At 45.5% G+C, this 16,213-nt stretch carries 16 protein-coding genes; 14 read left to right on the top strand and 2 right to left on the bottom strand.

Annotated features, from left to right (window positions below):
• Window positions 1–29: 29 nt before the first annotated feature.
• Window positions 30–956, top strand: coding sequence for a class I SAM-dependent methyltransferase (locus HW560_RS10685; RefSeq protein WP_179263011.1), 927 nt, complete (start codon window positions 30–32; stop codon window positions 954–956).
• Between the two features lie 176 nt (window positions 957–1,132).
• On the opposite strand, the gene HW560_RS10690 is transcribed toward HW560_RS10685, so the two are convergent.
• A complete protein-coding gene (locus HW560_RS10690) occupies window positions 1,133–3,520 on the bottom strand; it encodes a PDC sensor domain-containing protein (RefSeq protein WP_179263013.1) in 2,388 nt (795 codons plus the stop codon).
• Window positions 3,521–4,013: 493 nt separating this feature from the next.
• On the opposite strand from HW560_RS10690, the gene HW560_RS10695 reads away from it, so the two are divergent.
• The 12 genes from HW560_RS10695 to HW560_RS10750 all read left to right on the top strand — a co-directional run bounded on the left by HW560_RS10695 (window position 4,014) and on the right by HW560_RS10750 (window position 14,591).
• Entirely contained in the window at window positions 4,014–4,322 is a 309-nt protein-coding gene (locus HW560_RS10695; RefSeq protein ID WP_024634156.1) for a LiaF transmembrane domain-containing protein, read from the top strand.
• Window positions 4,323–4,356: 34 nt separating this feature from the next.
• Window positions 4,357–5,028, top strand: a complete 672-nt coding sequence (locus tag HW560_RS10700; protein ID WP_090904565.1) for a PspA/IM30 family protein — start codon at window positions 4,357–4,359, stop codon at window positions 5,026–5,028.
• A gap of 4 nt (window positions 5,029–5,032) precedes the next feature.
• Window positions 5,033–5,269 (top strand): PspC domain-containing protein, encoded by a 237-nt coding sequence (locus tag HW560_RS10705; RefSeq protein ID WP_063566169.1) that lies wholly within the window; start codon window positions 5,033–5,035, stop codon window positions 5,267–5,269.
• A 17-nt stretch (window positions 5,270–5,286) separates the two neighbouring features.
• Window positions 5,287–5,787 (top strand): PspC domain-containing protein, encoded by a 501-nt coding sequence (locus tag HW560_RS10710; protein ID WP_090904564.1) that lies wholly within the window; start codon window positions 5,287–5,289, stop codon window positions 5,785–5,787.
• A 1-nt stretch (window position 5,788) separates the two neighbouring features.
• Window positions 5,789–6,496 (top strand): PspA/IM30 family protein, encoded by a 708-nt coding sequence (locus HW560_RS10715; RefSeq protein WP_024634152.1) that lies wholly within the window; start codon window positions 5,789–5,791, stop codon window positions 6,494–6,496.
• 149 nt (window positions 6,497–6,645) lie between these two features.
• Complete coding sequence (gene liaF / locus HW560_RS10720; protein WP_090904563.1) at window positions 6,646–7,293, top strand: cell wall-active antibiotics response protein LiaF; 648 nt, start codon at window positions 6,646–6,648, stop codon at window positions 7,291–7,293.
• Between the two features lie 33 nt (window positions 7,294–7,326).
• Entirely contained in the window at window positions 7,327–8,448 is a 1,122-nt protein-coding gene (locus HW560_RS10725; RefSeq protein WP_090904562.1) for a sensor histidine kinase, read from the top strand.
• On the top strand, window positions 8,384–9,058 hold the full coding sequence (locus HW560_RS10730) for a response regulator transcription factor (RefSeq protein ID WP_090904561.1): 675 nt from the start codon (window positions 8,384–8,386) through the stop codon (window positions 9,056–9,058). The genes HW560_RS10725 and HW560_RS10730 overlap by 65 nt, the downstream gene beginning before the upstream one ends.
• 243 nt (window positions 9,059–9,301) lie before the next feature.
• A complete protein-coding gene (locus HW560_RS10735; RefSeq protein WP_090904560.1) occupies window positions 9,302–10,042 on the top strand; it encodes a YwmB family TATA-box binding protein in 741 nt (246 codons plus the stop codon).
• Window positions 10,043–10,290: 248 nt separating this feature from the next.
• Window positions 10,291–11,841 carry a glucose-6-phosphate dehydrogenase gene (gene zwf, locus HW560_RS10740; protein ID WP_090904559.1) on the top strand — a complete coding sequence of 517 codons (1,551 nt, stop codon included), beginning with the start codon at window positions 10,291–10,293 and terminating at the stop codon, window positions 11,839–11,841.
• Window positions 11,842–12,247: 406 nt separating this feature from the next.
• The gene (locus tag HW560_RS10745) at window positions 12,248–12,646 is read left to right on the top strand and encodes a DoxX family protein (RefSeq protein WP_179263015.1); all 399 of its coding nucleotides are present in this window, start codon (window positions 12,248–12,250) and stop codon (window positions 12,644–12,646) included.
• 361 nt (window positions 12,647–13,007) lie between these two features.
• Window positions 13,008–14,591 (top strand): peptide chain release factor 3, encoded by a 1,584-nt coding sequence (locus HW560_RS10750; RefSeq protein ID WP_090904557.1) that lies wholly within the window; start codon window positions 13,008–13,010, stop codon window positions 14,589–14,591.
• Between the two features lie 519 nt (window positions 14,592–15,110).
• On the opposite strand, the gene sspI is transcribed toward HW560_RS10750, so the two are convergent.
• Window positions 15,111–15,344 (bottom strand): small acid-soluble spore protein SspI, encoded by a 234-nt coding sequence (sspI, locus tag HW560_RS10755; protein ID WP_062324046.1) that lies wholly within the window; start codon window positions 15,342–15,344, stop codon window positions 15,111–15,113.
• A 183-nt stretch (window positions 15,345–15,527) separates the two neighbouring features.
• Here sspI and HW560_RS10760 point away from each other — a divergent pair, with 183 nt between their 5' ends.
• Window positions 15,528–16,190, top strand: a complete 663-nt coding sequence (locus HW560_RS10760) for a potassium channel family protein (protein WP_090904556.1) — start codon at window positions 15,528–15,530, stop codon at window positions 16,188–16,190.
• Window positions 16,191–16,213 lie beyond the last annotated feature (23 nt).

Genomic DNA, 16,213 nt, shown 5'->3' on the forward strand with positions numbered 1-16,213 from the left:
ATTTTATAAAAGAAATGGAGTGAAGCAACATGTCTGAAGAAAAACATGTATCCAAGCATTCTGAAATTCTATTTGATCTATCTGTATGGGAAGAAGCGTGGAGGAATCAGTCCACAACTTCAAAATACAATATGAAGAGCACGGCGTTTGACGCGACAGCAGCATTTGAACGATGGGCTAGAGAATATCATCAACAGTCGTTTACTGAAGAGGGAAAGAAGCGATCCGAACGCATCATAGGCTGGATTGAAAATCAGGGAGTGAGTTTTGACGGGGTATCGATATTAGACATTGGGGCAGCATCAGGCATCTTTACAATTCTTTTTGCAACCAAAGGAGCGAACGTTACAGCTGTAGAGCCCTCTGAACTTTTAGTTTCATTAATGAAGGAGACAATTCCTGTATCCCTTACATCCAGTATTGATATTGTTTCGGAACGATTCGAGGACATATCGATTCAGGATAAGGGTTGGGAGAAGAAATATGATTTTGCATTTGCATCCATGTGCCCGGCAATGTCGAATTGGGAAACGATTGAACAGGCCATCAGCACTGCCCGAAAGTATGTCTATATCAGCACGATAGCTGGACCGAGAGAGCACACACTAATAGATGAGCTTAAAGAGGTACTAGGTGTCTATCCATCATACAACGCGGGAGATATGGGGTATATACAACAGCTGCTGTACTTGAAAGATTATTCTTACACCACCTTAATCACTAAAGAAACAAGTTTCATTGAGATACCTGTTGAGGAAGTCGTCGATAAGCTTCAGGAATGGCTTACTACGCACGAACTACCAACGGATGAGGGTTCGCTTGCCCTGGCTGAACAATATATCAGAGACACTTACAAGGATGGTGTGGTTACATTTTCACGCGGAGGGAAGTTTGGTAAAATTCTGATTCAACTGGAGCAACCGAACATGAAAGTGGTACGTCCAAGAAAACAGTAGACCTGTTTCAGTAGTAATATTAATTTAGATGAAGTGTTAGGGGAGCAAAGGGAGCAGTTAAACTGCTCCCTTTTTTATGGTCAGATACAAAAAACTTATTCTTTGACTAAATAACAAACGTTCTTCTATAGATAGAAATAGTTATAACCCTCGTACTTTATCCCCAAAAGAGCCGCTTACTGTTTTATGGATAGATCAGGCTTCTGCTTACGCTCCCTATACTGTCCAGGCGTAATCCCTTCCCATTTTCGAAAAGAACGGATAAAGTTCTGCGGGTTGTTATAACGAAGCCGTGCGGCGATATCCTTGACCGTTAGCTCGCTTTCGTCGAGCCACTTTTTAGCTATACTAAAGCGGTACTTCGTCAGATACTCACTGAATGCACAGCCTGTCTCTTTGCGGAACACACTACTCAGATAGTTCGCATTGTAATGAAGTCTGGATGCGCATTCCTCCAACGTCAGATCTTTATCGTATTCTTGTTGAATGATGGCAATCATTTTCTCGGATATGTGCTGATATTGGGCGTACTGTCTTTCCTTCAGAATGAGAATGATCGGTATGATGATATGATTGTGAAACCATTGCTCAACCTCAGCTGCATACTGTAGAGCATGAAGTTCATTGAAAATAGATCCATGGCCTTTGGAGATCTGTCCCAGTCGTATACCGGATTCCTGCATCATCTGCAAAATATGTGTTAACAATCGGGTAAATGCTACCTGATATTCTTCCGGTGTACACTCCATGCCGAACAGCACTTCAAGCAACTGATGGAGATGAGATGAGGCTTGGGCTGCATCGGCATTTTGGATGGCCTGTATCAGCGTATACTCCAGTGATTCGGGATATGGCAGTGCCCAATGGGATGTACGATTATCAATCGCCTCAAATTGAAAGATGATGCCTGCTCCCAGTTTCATTCGATGCTTGAGCGCTTCACGGGCCTCCGTATAAGCTTGCGGGATCTGAAATAGCGAGGCGTGAGGCTGACTGAAGCCAATGCTTACTTGGAGACTAAGGATCTCACTGATCTGATGTTGTAGTTGTTCCGTTAACGTATGCAGATGTTGTGAAAAACGAACATGATCTTGCTCAGAGGTACCGATAATGGTAACGACAGCCTGATCATATACTATAGGAAGTAACTGTTGTTCGGCATAAACACTCTCCTCCAGTATGTTCTGAACGGCAAATAGCAACAGATCACGATCCTTGGCATGGTATTTGGTGTGATTCATAAGATCAGCCTGAACTGCAATGACGGCTATTTGTTGCCACTCTTGAAGCTGTGAACCATAACCATTCTCTCTGAGTGTGTCATGAAGAGTGGATGGAGCATTTTTGCCCAGTAGCAGGTTGATTAGAAAATGAGTGCGGATCTGCAACTTATATTGATTCAATTTGCTTTCAAGCTGGGATTGAGAAGCAGATAGCTGTGAAACGCCAGCTCTGATTTGCTCAAATTCATCCATATGAAGCGTAGAATTGGTTTCCAAGTTACCTCTGAATAAGCGTTTATCACCAAGTTGTACAAGCAGCCTCCGTATGGGTATAACCATTCTTCTCGAGCCTGCCCATGAGACCAAAAGTGAAAGCAGTAGCATAGCGACACTGATATACATGGTGTGCAGCCCAATCTGAACATACTCATGAGTAAGAATATTCGTAGGCGAAATGAGAATATATGTCCACCCTTTTAGAGAAGAATGCGTATAGGACAGCGAGTAACGGGTATCTGCAATACGTACCTCCCGTTGCCCTGAAGAGGCAGCAAATCCACGGATAGATAACAACTCGCTAAAATTGGAACCCGATTCGCTATCTTTTATTCCTGCTGCAGCCAATGGCTGACCAATATATTCGGGATCAGGGTGGACCATGATGCGATGTTCACGATTCAAAATGATTAGTCCGGCTGTAGAGCTGCCCGGTGAATCCTCTTCCAGTGGTTTTTGCAGTGAACATGCAGGAATTCCCGCAATCAGGGCAGCGTCAGAAGAAACATTTACATCGGGTATCGATCTGGCGAGTGCAATATGGTAGATGCAGCCTGAGTTCACTGGGCGCTCATTATTGTTAAACACAGATGATGGTGTAAGCTGCCAACCGGATGTGAGTGTGTTTGATAATAAGTCTTTCATAGGCAGCGCCATTGGAAAATCAGTATTCAGGTACAGGCCAGCATGATCGATGAGCCAATCCTGGGTCTGATTAACGAGCGTAATATCCATTAGAGGCTCCCATGATCTCATATTATTAAATTCGTTCTGTAGCTTCTCAGCAAACAAAGGCCCAGTGTCTTGGATCGATGATGATGAAGTTAGCGAACGGAGCGTGTCCGGTGACCGAACGGCCTGATCGAGCATATAGCTTACGGTTGCAAGTTTGTGCTCCACATTGGTTTGCATTTGGATTAGCAATTGTTTATTGGCTTGAGCACGATGCAGCTCTGATTGTTTTGAAGAATAGATAAAAGCGGCGATTCCCGTCAACAGAATGGGCAGGGTACTTAACAAGATTCCGAAGACTATCATTTTATGTAGATAGCTGAATGATCGCACAGGTCCACTCCTGACTTTTGGATTAGTAACACTTTCTATTTTAGTAAACGCTTACATGTAGAACAATCTAAATTTTGTTTATTTGGATAAAAAAGTAATAAAAATTCATGTGGAAATTAAGATTATGTAATCGTCTAAATCATATTAGAAGTCGTTATAGCTTTAATGGAAGGCATATTGGGAAACGTCAGTCGGGGGAGAACGTAGATAAGAGGTATGGACGTCATATTCACACTGGGGAATCGGCGTTGAAGAAGGGCAATAAGGGATATCTAAGGCTGTTACTCGGTACAGTGGTCAATGGTCTGATCCAGGGACAGTCAAAGGTCCAACCCGATCCCCGACCTGAGTCTAGGATGAAAAACCGTCCACGGTCTGTTTTGAAAAGTCGCCGTTTCCCCTAGAATAAGGACATAAGGTTAAACAAGAAACAAATGAACAAACAAACACACATACCAAAATTAATGAACCGAAAGGGTGGTGAACAACAATTATGAGATGGAATAAAGGAAATGGCTGGGCGATTGTACTGATTGCATTGGGTGCACTCCTCCTCTTCGGAAAGTTAACTCCTCTACTGGGACATTTAATGGGTTATCTGATTCCGATCCTGATGATTGCACTTGGATACTACGGAGTTAAACGAGGAAATGTACTGCTTGGATGGATTGTTCTCTTCATCGGTATCCTCTCATTGCTGGGTAAACTGGCCTGGCTGATCGGACCGATCATCGCGATCGGGTTAATCATCTTCGGATTCTCCATGTTGAGTAATAATCGCAGTCGTCGTGGCCGTTACTAAGCTTTCACGATCTTGAAAAGGAGGACAGAACAAAATGAGTGTATTTCGTCGAATGCGGGATATTACCGTAGCTACTTTAAACGAACATCTGGAGCAAAGTCAGGATCCAGTCAAACTGATTGATCAGTTTCTGGTCTCGACCCGCCAAGACATCGGTGAAGCCGAGAAGCTTCGTCATCAATATGCTAGCCATACCAGACAAATGAAACAACAAGCCGATCAGGCCGCAGGTATGGTACACAAACGGGAAGAACAAGCTTCCATGGCTCTGAAAGCAGGCGAGGAGCACTTAGCGAAACTTGCTTTGCAGGAGAAAATTCTCCATGAGGAAAAAATGGAACAATATAATGAATTGTACGCACAAAGCAATGCGGCTTTACAGGAACTGGACGAACAGATCGACCAACTGAAAGTGGAGTATCAAAATGTATACAGCAAACGCCAATATTACTACGCTCGTATGCAGACGATTCAGTTACAGCAACGAATGAATCAGAGAGGTCACTACAACGGTCAGAATGTACCCCGTATGTTCAACCGACTGGACGATCAGGTTTCGGATCTCGAATATGAGGCACAGAGTCTCCGGGATTTGCGGCGGATGAGTCAGGATGGGTCAGGAACGTCTGGCACCATGTCATCCTCTACGCTGGACAAGGAACTGGAACGGCTGAAACAAAAGCTGAACAATGACAGAAAGGAGTAGACACATGAATAAACTTTACCGCTCATCGCGCAATCGAATGCTGACAGGTTTGATCGGCGGCATCTCTGAAAATCTTGGATTTAGTTCCACGCTGCTGCGTATCATTTTCTTCATCAGTATTTTCGCTACGGGGGGTACATCATTGCTGATCTACTTCATCGCTGCATTGGTAGTGCCAAAAGAACCCTATCACGCTGATCCATACACTTATGGTGCTGATCACGTAAGAGGATACAAGTAAACGAAAGGAGTAAGCACATGAGCAAATTATATCGCTCAACGCGTGACCGGATGCTGACAGGATTATGTGGCGGGATATCCGAGTCGATCGGCATGGATTCAACCTTGCTGCGTATCATCTTCGTCATCAGTATCTTCGTAACTGGCGGCACGTCGTTGTTAATCTACTTCATCGCAGCACTGGTGGTGCCAAAAGAGCCATATCCACCTTATGATCCATACGGCTATGGTCCGGGCCCTGGCGCTGGTAGAGGATACAACAACTTTGATCACGAGCCGCCAAGAGGTCCTTTCCAAAACAACCGTAATCAAGGTCCTGGAAACTTCGGTCCTGGCCCAGGATACAACAGCAGACCTCAGTCTGGCCCACGTTCTTACGACAATAACGCCTACGGAGCAGGGGCACAGCAAGAAAGTGAACTTGATTCCATGATGAAAGATATTGAGAAAAAAGCATTGAAAAAAGAAGTTGAAGAGCTTCGCCAAAAATTATCTCGTTACGAGAAGGGAGAAAAGTAAAATGGGAGTATTTAAACGGATTAAGGATATGACTAAAGCGTCGGTAAACGATATGTTGGATAAAGTGGAAGACCCGATTGTAATGTTGAACCAGTACTTGCGTGACATGGAGGCTGAAATTCACGAGGCAGAGGTAACAGTTGCCAAACAAATGGCGAATGAGCGTCGCATGAAACAGCGTCTGGACGAAGCAGAGCGTACATCGGTACAACGTGAGTCTCAGGCAGAGGCTGCACTGGCTAATGGTCAGGAAGAAGTGGCCCGTAAATTGCTGGAAGAGAAAATCTACTTCGATCAAAAAATTACGGAATACAGAGAACTTCATGCTCAATCCGAAGCTCAAGCCAAAGATTTGCTGCAACAGCTGCATGACATGAAGGATGAGTTCTACAAAATGCGTAACAAACGTAATGAACTTGTATCCCGTGCACAAATGGCAAAAGCCAAAAAACAAATGTCCCAAATTAACAGCTTGCACTCCATCGAGAGTGGTGGCGCATCCCTTGGATTCCACCGCATGGAAGAGAAAATCATGCAAATGGAAGCGGAAGCTGATGTGATCCGCGCACCTTATCGTAACACACAATCTACGTACACTAATCCTGTAGATACAGAGAAGCAATTCAAAGTAGATCAACAGCTGCAAGCTCTGAAAAACAAAATCGGCAATGGTGCGAAGAATGAAACGGGCGGTACTTCAAAAGAATAACTGTTCGCTCAGCAGACAATATGATATTCTATAAATCGTGAATAAAGAACGGTTTCTAGAACAAAGGTTAAGCCATACAGGTGTTCAAAGCCTGATATGGCTTTTCCGTCGAATTGGGAAGATCAACTTACAGAGGAGGTGCGGCATAGATGAATAAGAAGGGTCAATGGCTTGCTGTTGTAATCATTGTCATCGGCATGCTGATGTTACTGAACCGAAGTATTAACCTGCTGACCGTCGCCGCACTGATTCTGTTAACGATAGGTATGGTACAAGTTCGTAAGGGTGACACACACAAAGGTTATCGCTTCCTAGGGATCGGTGCCGCTCTGTTGTTGCTTGATAATCTAATGATTGTATTTTTGATTGTACTGGCTTCACTCGCCTATTTTTATTCCAAAAACAAAAAGATTCATCTAGACGGGCATGTCATGCGCAAGCAAAATTTCATGGCTCGTTACTATTGGGATCAGGCTCCATGGACACTGCGTAGCATGAGCCTATGGCATGCCTTGGGTGAGGTTAACGCAGATCTGTCCCTCTCCATTCCGGAGGATAAACAAACGATTGTGCTTCTGCAAGGTATAATGGGAAATGTTCGTCTGACGCTGCCTGAAGATTATGGTGTTGAGATTGAGGCGACGGTACTCTTTGGACGGATAAGTGTTAATGGGGAACAGGATAGTGGCATGATGAACAAATTGGTATGGAGAACTCCTGGATATGAGTCCAGTGAACATAAAGCAAAATTTGTCATTTCTTATATTGTTGGCGACCTAAACATCAGTAATCCGTAATAAGTTAAATAGGTGTAGAAGGAGGAGACCCGGATGAAGACAAAACGACATACCGATATGGTAACCCGAAGTATGGGTGAAGGGATCCTCCTTGTTTTCATTGTGCTCATTGTAATCTTGTATGTATTGTATACATATGGTTATCTTGCTCCGTTTGCAGGGTGGAGGCATCTGATTCAATCGGGTCTGGCGTTACTGCTGCTCTTGGTCGGTATGGGTGCAGCCTTCGGCTTCTATCAGAGCTACCGGGTCAAACGAAGGCTTGAACTGTTGCGAGAAACGCTGCTGCAATGGGAAAAGGGGTCACTCTCACGTACTGTGCCGGATCTCGGCATTGATGATGTCGGCCGATTAAGTGAGCAGCTTGGACGCATCGGCAAAAAGTGGGAAGATCAGGTCTCTTCTCTGCAAAGGCTGTCTACGAATAACGCGCAGTTGGCTGAACAGGCCAGAATAACGGCCATTGTGGAGGAACGACAAAGGCTGGCACGAGAATTGCATGATGCGGTATCACAGCAGCTATTTGCCATTTCCATGACCGCAACAGCGGTTGGACGAAGAATGGAAAAGGATTTTGCACGTGCCCAGCGGCAGGTGGCCCTAATTGAAGAGATGGCGTCTGTAGCTCAGTCTGAGATGCGGGCGTTACTATTGCATTTGCGACCTGTCTATCTGGAGGGTAAACATCTCGAGCAAGGTTTGCGCGATCTTGTGATGGAGTTGAAAACAAAAGTACCTATGGACATCGTACTCGAAATGGATGAAGACATTCATTTGATCAAAGGCATTGAGAATCATCTGTTCCGTATCATTCAGGAAGCGATGTCTAATACATTACGTCATGCGAAGGCGGAAAAGATGGAGATTCGACTTCAGCGCCGGATGGATGCCATTCGGGTACTGATTCGCGATGATGGTCAGGGATTTGATCTTGACGATCAGAAACAGGCCTCGTACGGTCTGGCCAATATGCGTGAACGTGTGACTGAAATTGGAGGAGCCATTCAATTTGTAACGGCGCCAGGCAAAGGAACACGAATTGAGATTACAATACCTTTGATGAACGATGAAAGCGAGGAAGAACATGTCAATGGAGACGGGAATAGAAACGGAGACGGAAGCGGAAACGTCGATCAAAGTGTTGCTCGTGGATGATCATGAAATGGTACGTATTGGCCTCGCTGCGGTGCTGGATACCGAAGATGGCATTGAAGTGGTGGGGGAAGCGGGCAGCGGTGAGGAAGGCATTCGGCTGGCACAGGAGTATAAACCTGATGTTGTCCTGATGGATCTCGTTATGGAAGGAATGGACGGGATTGAAGCCACCCGGCAGCTGCTTAAAATGTATCCGGAATGCAAGGTCATTGTGCTGACCAGTTATCTGGATGATGAAAAAATGTATCCGGTTATTGAGGCAGGGGCATTCAGTTACCTGCTGAAAACATCCAGAGCCAATGAGGTGGCAGATGCAATACGTGCTGCCGCTCGGGGGCAATCGGTTCTGGAATCACAAGTGGCGTCCAAAATGATGAATCGTTTCCGACAGCCGCAGGCAGTGGCACCGGCTCATGATGAATTGACTGATCGGGAGATGGATGTACTTCGGTTAGTCGCTAAAGGCAAGTCGAACCAGGACATCGCAGATGACCTGATTATTGGGATCAAGACGGTCAAATTCCATGTCACAAACATACTAGCAAAATTGGGCGTGGATGACCGTACACAGGCAGCCATCTATGCTTATAAGAATGGACTTGCGGAATAGAAAAAGAAGCGTGTGATGGTTTAGGCATGCACTATTGGTTTGTTGAATAGATAAGTGAAGTTAAGAAATCGGGGGGAGCACAATTTGAAAGTTTGTTCTGCCCATAAGATGATATAAGGTCCGATCAGCCATGAAGATGGTGGATAGGGCTTTTTTTGTATGCCAAAAAGAAGTTTAGCAAATGAGTAATGGGGGCATGCTGTTGATAGATTCATAGAATGCAAGAAAGAGCGGAGGATTCGAATGTTAAATCGATGGATGACAGCAGGCATACTCGCATTGGCAATCATTATACTTATAGGCATGACTCATGTGTACGCTGAGAAGACGGAATCCGAAGCAGGCAAGCTGGAACAATTGATGAAGACCGCAGATACAGCAATCGATCATGTGGAGCGTTTAGTCATTAAATGGCAAGGCGAAGGCCGTGGAGATGCAAAAGAGCAGGCGGAGCTGCTCGCTCATCGGCTGGGATTACAGCAGCCTGAACGCGTTGTACAGACGGGGCATGATGTGTATCGCAGTGAGATGGCTGCTGATGCTCAGCATGCAGGCATTCTGGTCAATGTTGTCGTGACGGGGGAAAAGGAATACTACACGATCATCCAATTATCAGGCAATGAACATACGGACCAACGTTTATTGATCACATTACATGAACAAGTATCCAAGTTGCTTAACGATTCGGGAATGAAAGCAACTTGGAATTTCGCTGTGCAGGGCACAGGTGCAACTGAAGAAAGTGGCGCCAGCAGTCAATTGCAGCAAATCGAGGAACAGCTGTCTGGAGATATGAATATGCAAGCGATAGAACGTTATACGGATAACAGCACTGCCAGCGTGTCATATGAGGCATCGGATCTGCCCATAGCGATTAAGAGCGGTACGCATCTCTTGAACATGCAGCTTGCAGTCCATAAGGATGACGAAAAGGGGACTAATCGAGTTACAGTAGGTTTCCCGGTGATCACGATTGAATATTAATGCAATATTCAAGCAGATTTATAAGTCTGATCATGAATTTTTATAGATGAAATTTCCATGAAATGTGGAAAAATATTGATAACATTTCTCAGGAAAATTAGTGCAACCCCTGGGGCTTTTATGCTAAAATGGCATCACATCCAAGAAGGAAATTTGCTGGTAATTGACGGTTGTATGTTGCGTATATAACACCATTACATAGCTCGGGGAGAGTGTGGAGATATCTTCCCGGAAAGAAAGAGGAGCCCATGGTCGAAAAACAAATGCAAGATGAAGTGCAGACACCAGGTGCAGTATTTTTCATTTTTGGAGCAACGGGTGATTTGGCCCGCCGGAAGCTGTTTCCGGCGATCTACAGTCTCTACCGCGAAGGCAAGTTAGCCGAAGACTTTGCGGTTATTGGTGTAGCGCGTCGTCCGAGGTCACCAGAAGAATTCCGGGAAGATATCTATGAATCCATTAAGGAGTTCTGCCGCTATCCGGCGGGGGAACCCGAAGAGTGGAACGCTTTTGTCGAACATTTTGAGTATAAATCACTAGATATCAATAACGTGGACGGTTTCAAAGAATTACGTGAGCAGACAGAGAGTCTAGAAGCGAAGTTTAACACACCGGGTAACCGGCTGTTCTATCTGGCGCTGGCACCTGAGCTCTTCGGCAGCGTCTCCTATAGTTTGCGTGATGGTGGAATGCTGGAGAGCCGCGGGTGGAATCGACTTGTAATTGAGAAGCCATTTGGATATGATCTGCAATCTGCGGAGCATCTGAATGAGCAGATCCGTGAAGTATTCCGTGAGGAAGAGATTTATCGGATTGACCACTATCTTGGCAAGGAAATGGTGCAGAATATCGAAGTCATTCGCTTTGGTAATGCCTTTTTCGAGCCGCTTTGGAACAATAAACATATTGCCAACGTTCAGATTACTCTGGGTGAGACGGTTGGTGTGGAAGAACGTGGTGGATACTACGATCATTCGGGAGCATTGCGCGATATGGGACAGAACCATATGCTGCAGATGCTGACGATGATTGCCATGGAGCCGCCAAGCCGTCTATTCCCGGAGGACATTCGGGATGAGAAGGTTAAGGTACTGCGTTCTCTGCGTGCTTTTACCTCTAATGAAGAAGTAAGCACTAACGTTGTGCGCGGGCAGTATACGGAAGGGGAGTATCGTGGTAAGCAGCTTCCCGGTTATCGTCAGGAGGACAAGGTTGATCCTGAATCCAATACGGAGACTTACTTTGCCGCACGTGTATTTGTAGATAATTTCCGCTGGGCAGGTGTGCCATTCTATATTCGGACAGGCAAGCGCCTTCCGGTGAAAACGACCGAGATTGTGGTTGAATTCAAATCCATGCCGAGTAACGTTTATCTGGGGAAAAAGTATAAACTGGAGCCAAATTTGCTCGTCATTCGGGTAAACCCGATGGAAGGAATTTATATTAAAATCAATGCCAAGAAGCCGGGTTCAGACTCCGAGATTCAGCCGCTGGCGATGGACTTCTGTCAGAGCTGCATGATTGGAATCAACTCGCCGGAGGCGTATGAACGTCTGCTGCATGATGCAGCAGAAGGAGACTCCACCTACTTTACCCGTTGGGATGAAGTGGCTACAGCATGGTCCTTCGTTGACCGGATTGCGGCGGCTTGGGCGGAAAATCACGGAGAGCTGCACACGTATCCGGCAGGTACGTGGGGTCCTGAAGCAACAGGCAAACTGCTGGAGCAGGACGGCTTCCACTGGTGGCCGGTGAATGGTCAGGACGAAGACAGTGTCGTCTGGCAAGTGAACAATTAATCATGGGCGTATCACTCATGAGTGGCAAGGATTTTGATTAGAGCGAAGTTATTTTAATGTATTGAGATGGGGCTTGCTCCTTTTATAAATAAGACTTGGGAAGAACGCAGCGATGCGATCTTTTCAGGTCTTTTTTTGCGGTGGAGAAGGTGGGGTGTAAAAATGTGCATATAATAAAATAAGTTATTGACAAAAAGTAAGTATATAACTTATACTCAATCAAGAGTTAAAGAGATTACGCAAAGATATACGGAACCCGATGACGAATCGGAAACGTACATCATTCATGAGATAAAATGTGAACCCGGTGAAGGGGTTACGAAATACATTCATGAGGAAAAAATTTTAGCATAATATCTTTAATCTAAGAATACTATTTTGTATATATTGAATGGAGGAAAAGAAAATGTTGGATGTTGGATTGTTGTTGATTCGTTTGGTGATTGGATTGTCGTTCATGGCGCACGGGGCTCAGAAATTGTTTGGATGGTTCGGGGGATACGGAATCAAGGGAACGGGCGGCTGGTTTGAATCAATGGGAATGAAGCCCGGCGCATTGGTAGCGCTGCTGGCAGGGCTGGCTGAATTCGGCGGTGGATTGCTGCTGGCTCTGGGTCTGCTCACACCGGTAGGCGGCATTCTGATTGCTCTGACTATGGTTATTGCCATTGTGAAGGTTCATGGTGCGAATGGATACTGGTCCACGCAAAACGGATTTGAATATAACCTTGCGATCCTGGTGATTGGTGTAGCAATAGCTTTGATAGGTGGAGGACAATATGCTCTGGACGCATTGATTTTCTAAGAGCGGCACGCGAAATGAATAATGAGTACCTGGACGCCATAAAGATGGCGGAAGGGTGCTCTTTTTTTGCAATCCGAAAAGAGAAGAATCTCTGCTGTACGTAATCGGTTATTTTCGGTAAAGATTATGGTACAATAGGAAAGTTGGATACTAAATCAGGTCTACGGCATGAATGGAAGCACAATGCTTAGGGAGGATGAACTCCGTTGTAAATGTGTAAAATTAACATAGGATGCTTAATTGCCTAATATGCGAAAATGCGAATGTACAATCAACCGGCATAGCCGGATTGCATAAAGATTGAATGGTAGACCGGCCTCGCCGGATTAACGTGAATGAACGGACGAAAGGGATAGAATCTATGAGCAAAGCTGCAGATAACATTCTTCAACAGGAAGTGGACAAACGCCGGACGTTTGCCATTATCTCTCACCCGGATGCGGGTAAAACGACATTGACCGAGAAACTGTTGCTGTTCGGGGGCGCGATTCGTCTTGCCGGTACAGTCAAAGCTCGGAAAGCAAGCAAACATGCAACAAGTGACTGGATGGAAATTGAGAAACAGCGGGGAATCTCGGTAACTTCTTCCGTAATGCAGTTTGATTACCTGGGTCATCGCATCAACATCTTGGATACACCGGGTCACCAAGACTTCAGTGAAGATACGTATCGTACACTGACCGCTGCCGATAGCGCAGTCATGTTGATTGACGTGGCCAAAGGTGTCGAGGCACAGACCATTAAATTGTTCCAGGTTTGTGCGAAGCGTGGTATTCCGATCTTTACGTTCATCAACAAGCTGGACCGTGAAGGACAAAGCCCGTTTGATCTGATGGAAGAACTCGAAAACGTACTGGGGATTCGCTCCGTACCGATGAACTGGCCGATTGGTACAGGTCGTGAGCTATGCGGTGTGTACGATCGGATGAAAAATCAAGTGGAATTGTTCCAAGGGGACGATCACTCGACAATTAAAGTACAAAAAGTAGATGGATACGAAGATCCAATCATTCGTGAGATGGCAGGAGATTATCTGCATGATCAGCTGTGTCAAGATCTAGAGCTTCTGGATGTTGCAGGAGACCAGTTCGACATGGAGAAGGTACAACGCGGTGAACTAACCCCCGTATTCTTCGGTAGTGCCATCAATAACTTTGGCGTGCAGACGTTCCTTGAGAACTTCCTGCAGCTCGCACCGAAACCGGAACCACGTCGCAGTACAGCAGGTGAGATTGAGCCAACGAATGAGAAATTCAGCGGTTATGTCTTCAAAATCCAGGCAAACATGAACCCGGCACACCGGGATCGTATTGCATTCCTGCGGATTGTGTCTGGTAAGTTCCAACGTGGTATGAGCGTGAAGCATAATCGTGTGGGCAAAGAAATCAAACTGTCGCAGCCTCAGCAATTCCTGGCACAGGATCGGGATATTGTAGAAGAGGCTTACGCAGGCGATATTATTGGTCTGTTTGATCCGGGTATCTTCCGGATTGGCGATTCATTGAGCCAAGGCAGCGAGGTTATTTTTGACGAACTGCCAACGTTCTCACCAGAGATTTTTGCCAAAGTTACGGTTAAAAATGCATTGAAACATAAACAATATCAAAAAGGGATTGACCAGTTGACCGAGGAAGGGACGATTCAGGTGTTCAACACCGTTAGCTTCGACGAGACTTTGCTCGGCGTCGTGGGTCAGCTCCAATTCGAGGTATTTGAATACCGGATGAAGGGCGAGTACGGGGTAGACGTGCAGCTCCAGCGCATGCCTTATCAATTTGCTCGCTGGATCGTGGACGAGAATCTGGACCCAAGTAAATTTCGGATCAACTCCGCTCTGGTGAAAGATAAAAAGGGCAATTATGTTGTCCTATTCGAAAATGAATACGCGATGAGAACCGCAATGGACAAAAATCCAACGGCGAAATTCCTGGAGACAGCTCCTTAAGCCGTTTCTTCCTAAAATAGTAAAGACAGCAGAAACAAATGACCTAAATCCCTGATCAGAGGGGTTTAGGTCATTTTTGTTGCTCCCAGCTTTTATATCTCATTAAGAATTCCGTCGCCTAGGCGAAAAGGGAAAATAACATTAGTCATCATTCAGTCTGCTCTCAGCAGCAACGGACGAGGATATCTTCGATCTGTTTGATCAGGTAGCTGAAATCATTGTAGTTGTATGATGATATTACATGCTTGAAGGAAATAGATCAGCCTTGTTAATCGGAGAGTCAGCTTCTAGTGATTAGTTACTGCCGTCTCGGGAAGCTGCATGTATATACACAAACAAGGTACAGCCTCCTGAGTTATGCTCAGTGACTGTACCTTGTTTGGTTGGGGGACCTAATTAGTCTGCGGGGGATGTAACTGCCTTGCTCTTTGGAGCAGGGCACCATCCAGACCAATGAGCCAAATCTTTTTTTGCAGACAGAACAACGTGATGATGGTACCTTTCCCTCCAAGGCTTCAGTTATCTGATGGGTTGAACGGGAATGGTGTGCAGATGCTCCTGCGCGATTTGAATTAATTCTTCCTGCTTCGCAGGTTCCGTGTTCTTCCAGATCATTTCGAAAATGGCACCAAGTCCGGGTAATGCTGCTTCCGGTCCATCTACAGAACCTTCGATCATCTCCCGGAGCTGATCATCACTTTTATCATGAACCTTATGAACAATCGCTTCACGCAGGCTTAATGTAATGGGCATCGCAAGTCCCTCCTCGTATATTCGGCTGCTCTAATACTGTTCCCTGGGAAGCGTGAGCGCATTCAAGTTTATTGGGCTTTGTGGTATACTACGAAGGATATTTAAGTAAACACTGACCCTTAATTGAAAAATGGACTACCAATAGATGCGTAATGCTGAAGTGCAGCGGGAGGTTAGACCCTAATGGCAAAAAAACAATATGCCGTCATTGGCATGGGACGGTTCGGATCAAGTGTAGCCAATGCCCTGAGCGGCATGGGATTCGACGTATTGGCAATTGATGCGGACGAGCAGCGGACTCAGGAAATGTCCAATATTGTGACTCATGCCGTATCGGCAGATTCGACGGACGAAGAAGCGCTGCGTGCGCTGGGCATACGGAATTTTGATGTCGTCGTTGTGGCGATTGGTGAAGACATTCAGTCGAGTATTCTCACGACCCTTATTCTGAAAGATATGGGTGTACCTGTTCTGATTGTAAAAGCACAAAATGAGCTTCATGGTAAAGTATTGCAGAAGATCGGTGCAGACAAGGTTATTTATCCTGAGCGGGATATGGGACTGCGTGTAGCCCATCATCTGACATCTCCAAACATTCTCGATTACATCGAGTTATCTGAGGATTACAGCATTTTGGAGATGAGAGCGTCTGAGCAAATGATCGGTAAAAATCTGCTGGAGCTAAATATTCGTGCACGTTTCGGTTGCAACGTGATGGCGATTCGCAGTGGGAATTCGATGAATATCTCTCCGTATGCGGAGGATCGGATTGCGGACGGGGATGTGCTGATCATCGTTGGTCACAAGGACCATTTGACGAAAATGGAGCTTGCGTATCCAAAGTGATAAGTATAATGACGGGATAAATG

The organism is Paenibacillus sp. E222 (genome assembly GCF_013401555.1).
In the GTDB taxonomy this organism is placed as follows: domain Bacteria; phylum Bacillota; class Bacilli; order Paenibacillales; family Paenibacillaceae; genus Paenibacillus.

Bases quoted from the DNA above. Each gene is read 5' to 3' on its own strand.
- sspI (WP_062324046.1), bottom strand. From the start codon at position 15,344: ATGCCCATTACATTAAGCCTGCGTGAAGCGATTGTTCATAAGGTTCAT.
- HW560_RS10685 (WP_179263011.1), top strand. From the start codon at position 30: ATGTCTGAAGAAAAACATGTATCCAAGCATTCTGAAATTCTATTTGAT.
- HW560_RS10715 (WP_024634152.1), top strand. From the start codon at position 5,789: ATGGGAGTATTTAAACGGATTAAGGATATGACTAAAGCGTCGGTAAAC.
- HW560_RS10695 (WP_024634156.1), top strand. From the start codon at position 4,014: ATGAGATGGAATAAAGGAAATGGCTGGGCGATTGTACTGATTGCATTG.
- HW560_RS10700 (WP_090904565.1), top strand. From the start codon at position 4,357: ATGAGTGTATTTCGTCGAATGCGGGATATTACCGTAGCTACTTTAAAC.
- HW560_RS10710 (WP_090904564.1), top strand. From the start codon at position 5,287: ATGAGCAAATTATATCGCTCAACGCGTGACCGGATGCTGACAGGATTA.
- HW560_RS10750 (WP_090904557.1), top strand. From the start codon at position 13,008: ATGAGCAAAGCTGCAGATAACATTCTTCAACAGGAAGTGGACAAACGC.
- zwf (WP_090904559.1), top strand. From the start codon at position 10,291: ATGGTCGAAAAACAAATGCAAGATGAAGTGCAGACACCAGGTGCAGTA.
- HW560_RS10705 (WP_063566169.1), top strand. From the start codon at position 5,033: ATGAATAAACTTTACCGCTCATCGCGCAATCGAATGCTGACAGGTTTG.
- liaF (WP_090904563.1), top strand. From the start codon at position 6,646: ATGAATAAGAAGGGTCAATGGCTTGCTGTTGTAATCATTGTCATCGGC.
- HW560_RS10735 (WP_090904560.1), top strand. From the start codon at position 9,302: ATGTTAAATCGATGGATGACAGCAGGCATACTCGCATTGGCAATCATT.
- HW560_RS10725 (WP_090904562.1), top strand. From the start codon at position 7,327: ATGAAGACAAAACGACATACCGATATGGTAACCCGAAGTATGGGTGAA.
- HW560_RS10730 (WP_090904561.1), top strand. From the start codon at position 8,384: ATGGAGACGGGAATAGAAACGGAGACGGAAGCGGAAACGTCGATCAAA.
- HW560_RS10745 (WP_179263015.1), top strand. From the start codon at position 12,248: ATGTTGGATGTTGGATTGTTGTTGATTCGTTTGGTGATTGGATTGTCG.
- HW560_RS10760 (WP_090904556.1), top strand. From the start codon at position 15,528: ATGGCAAAAAAACAATATGCCGTCATTGGCATGGGACGGTTCGGATCA.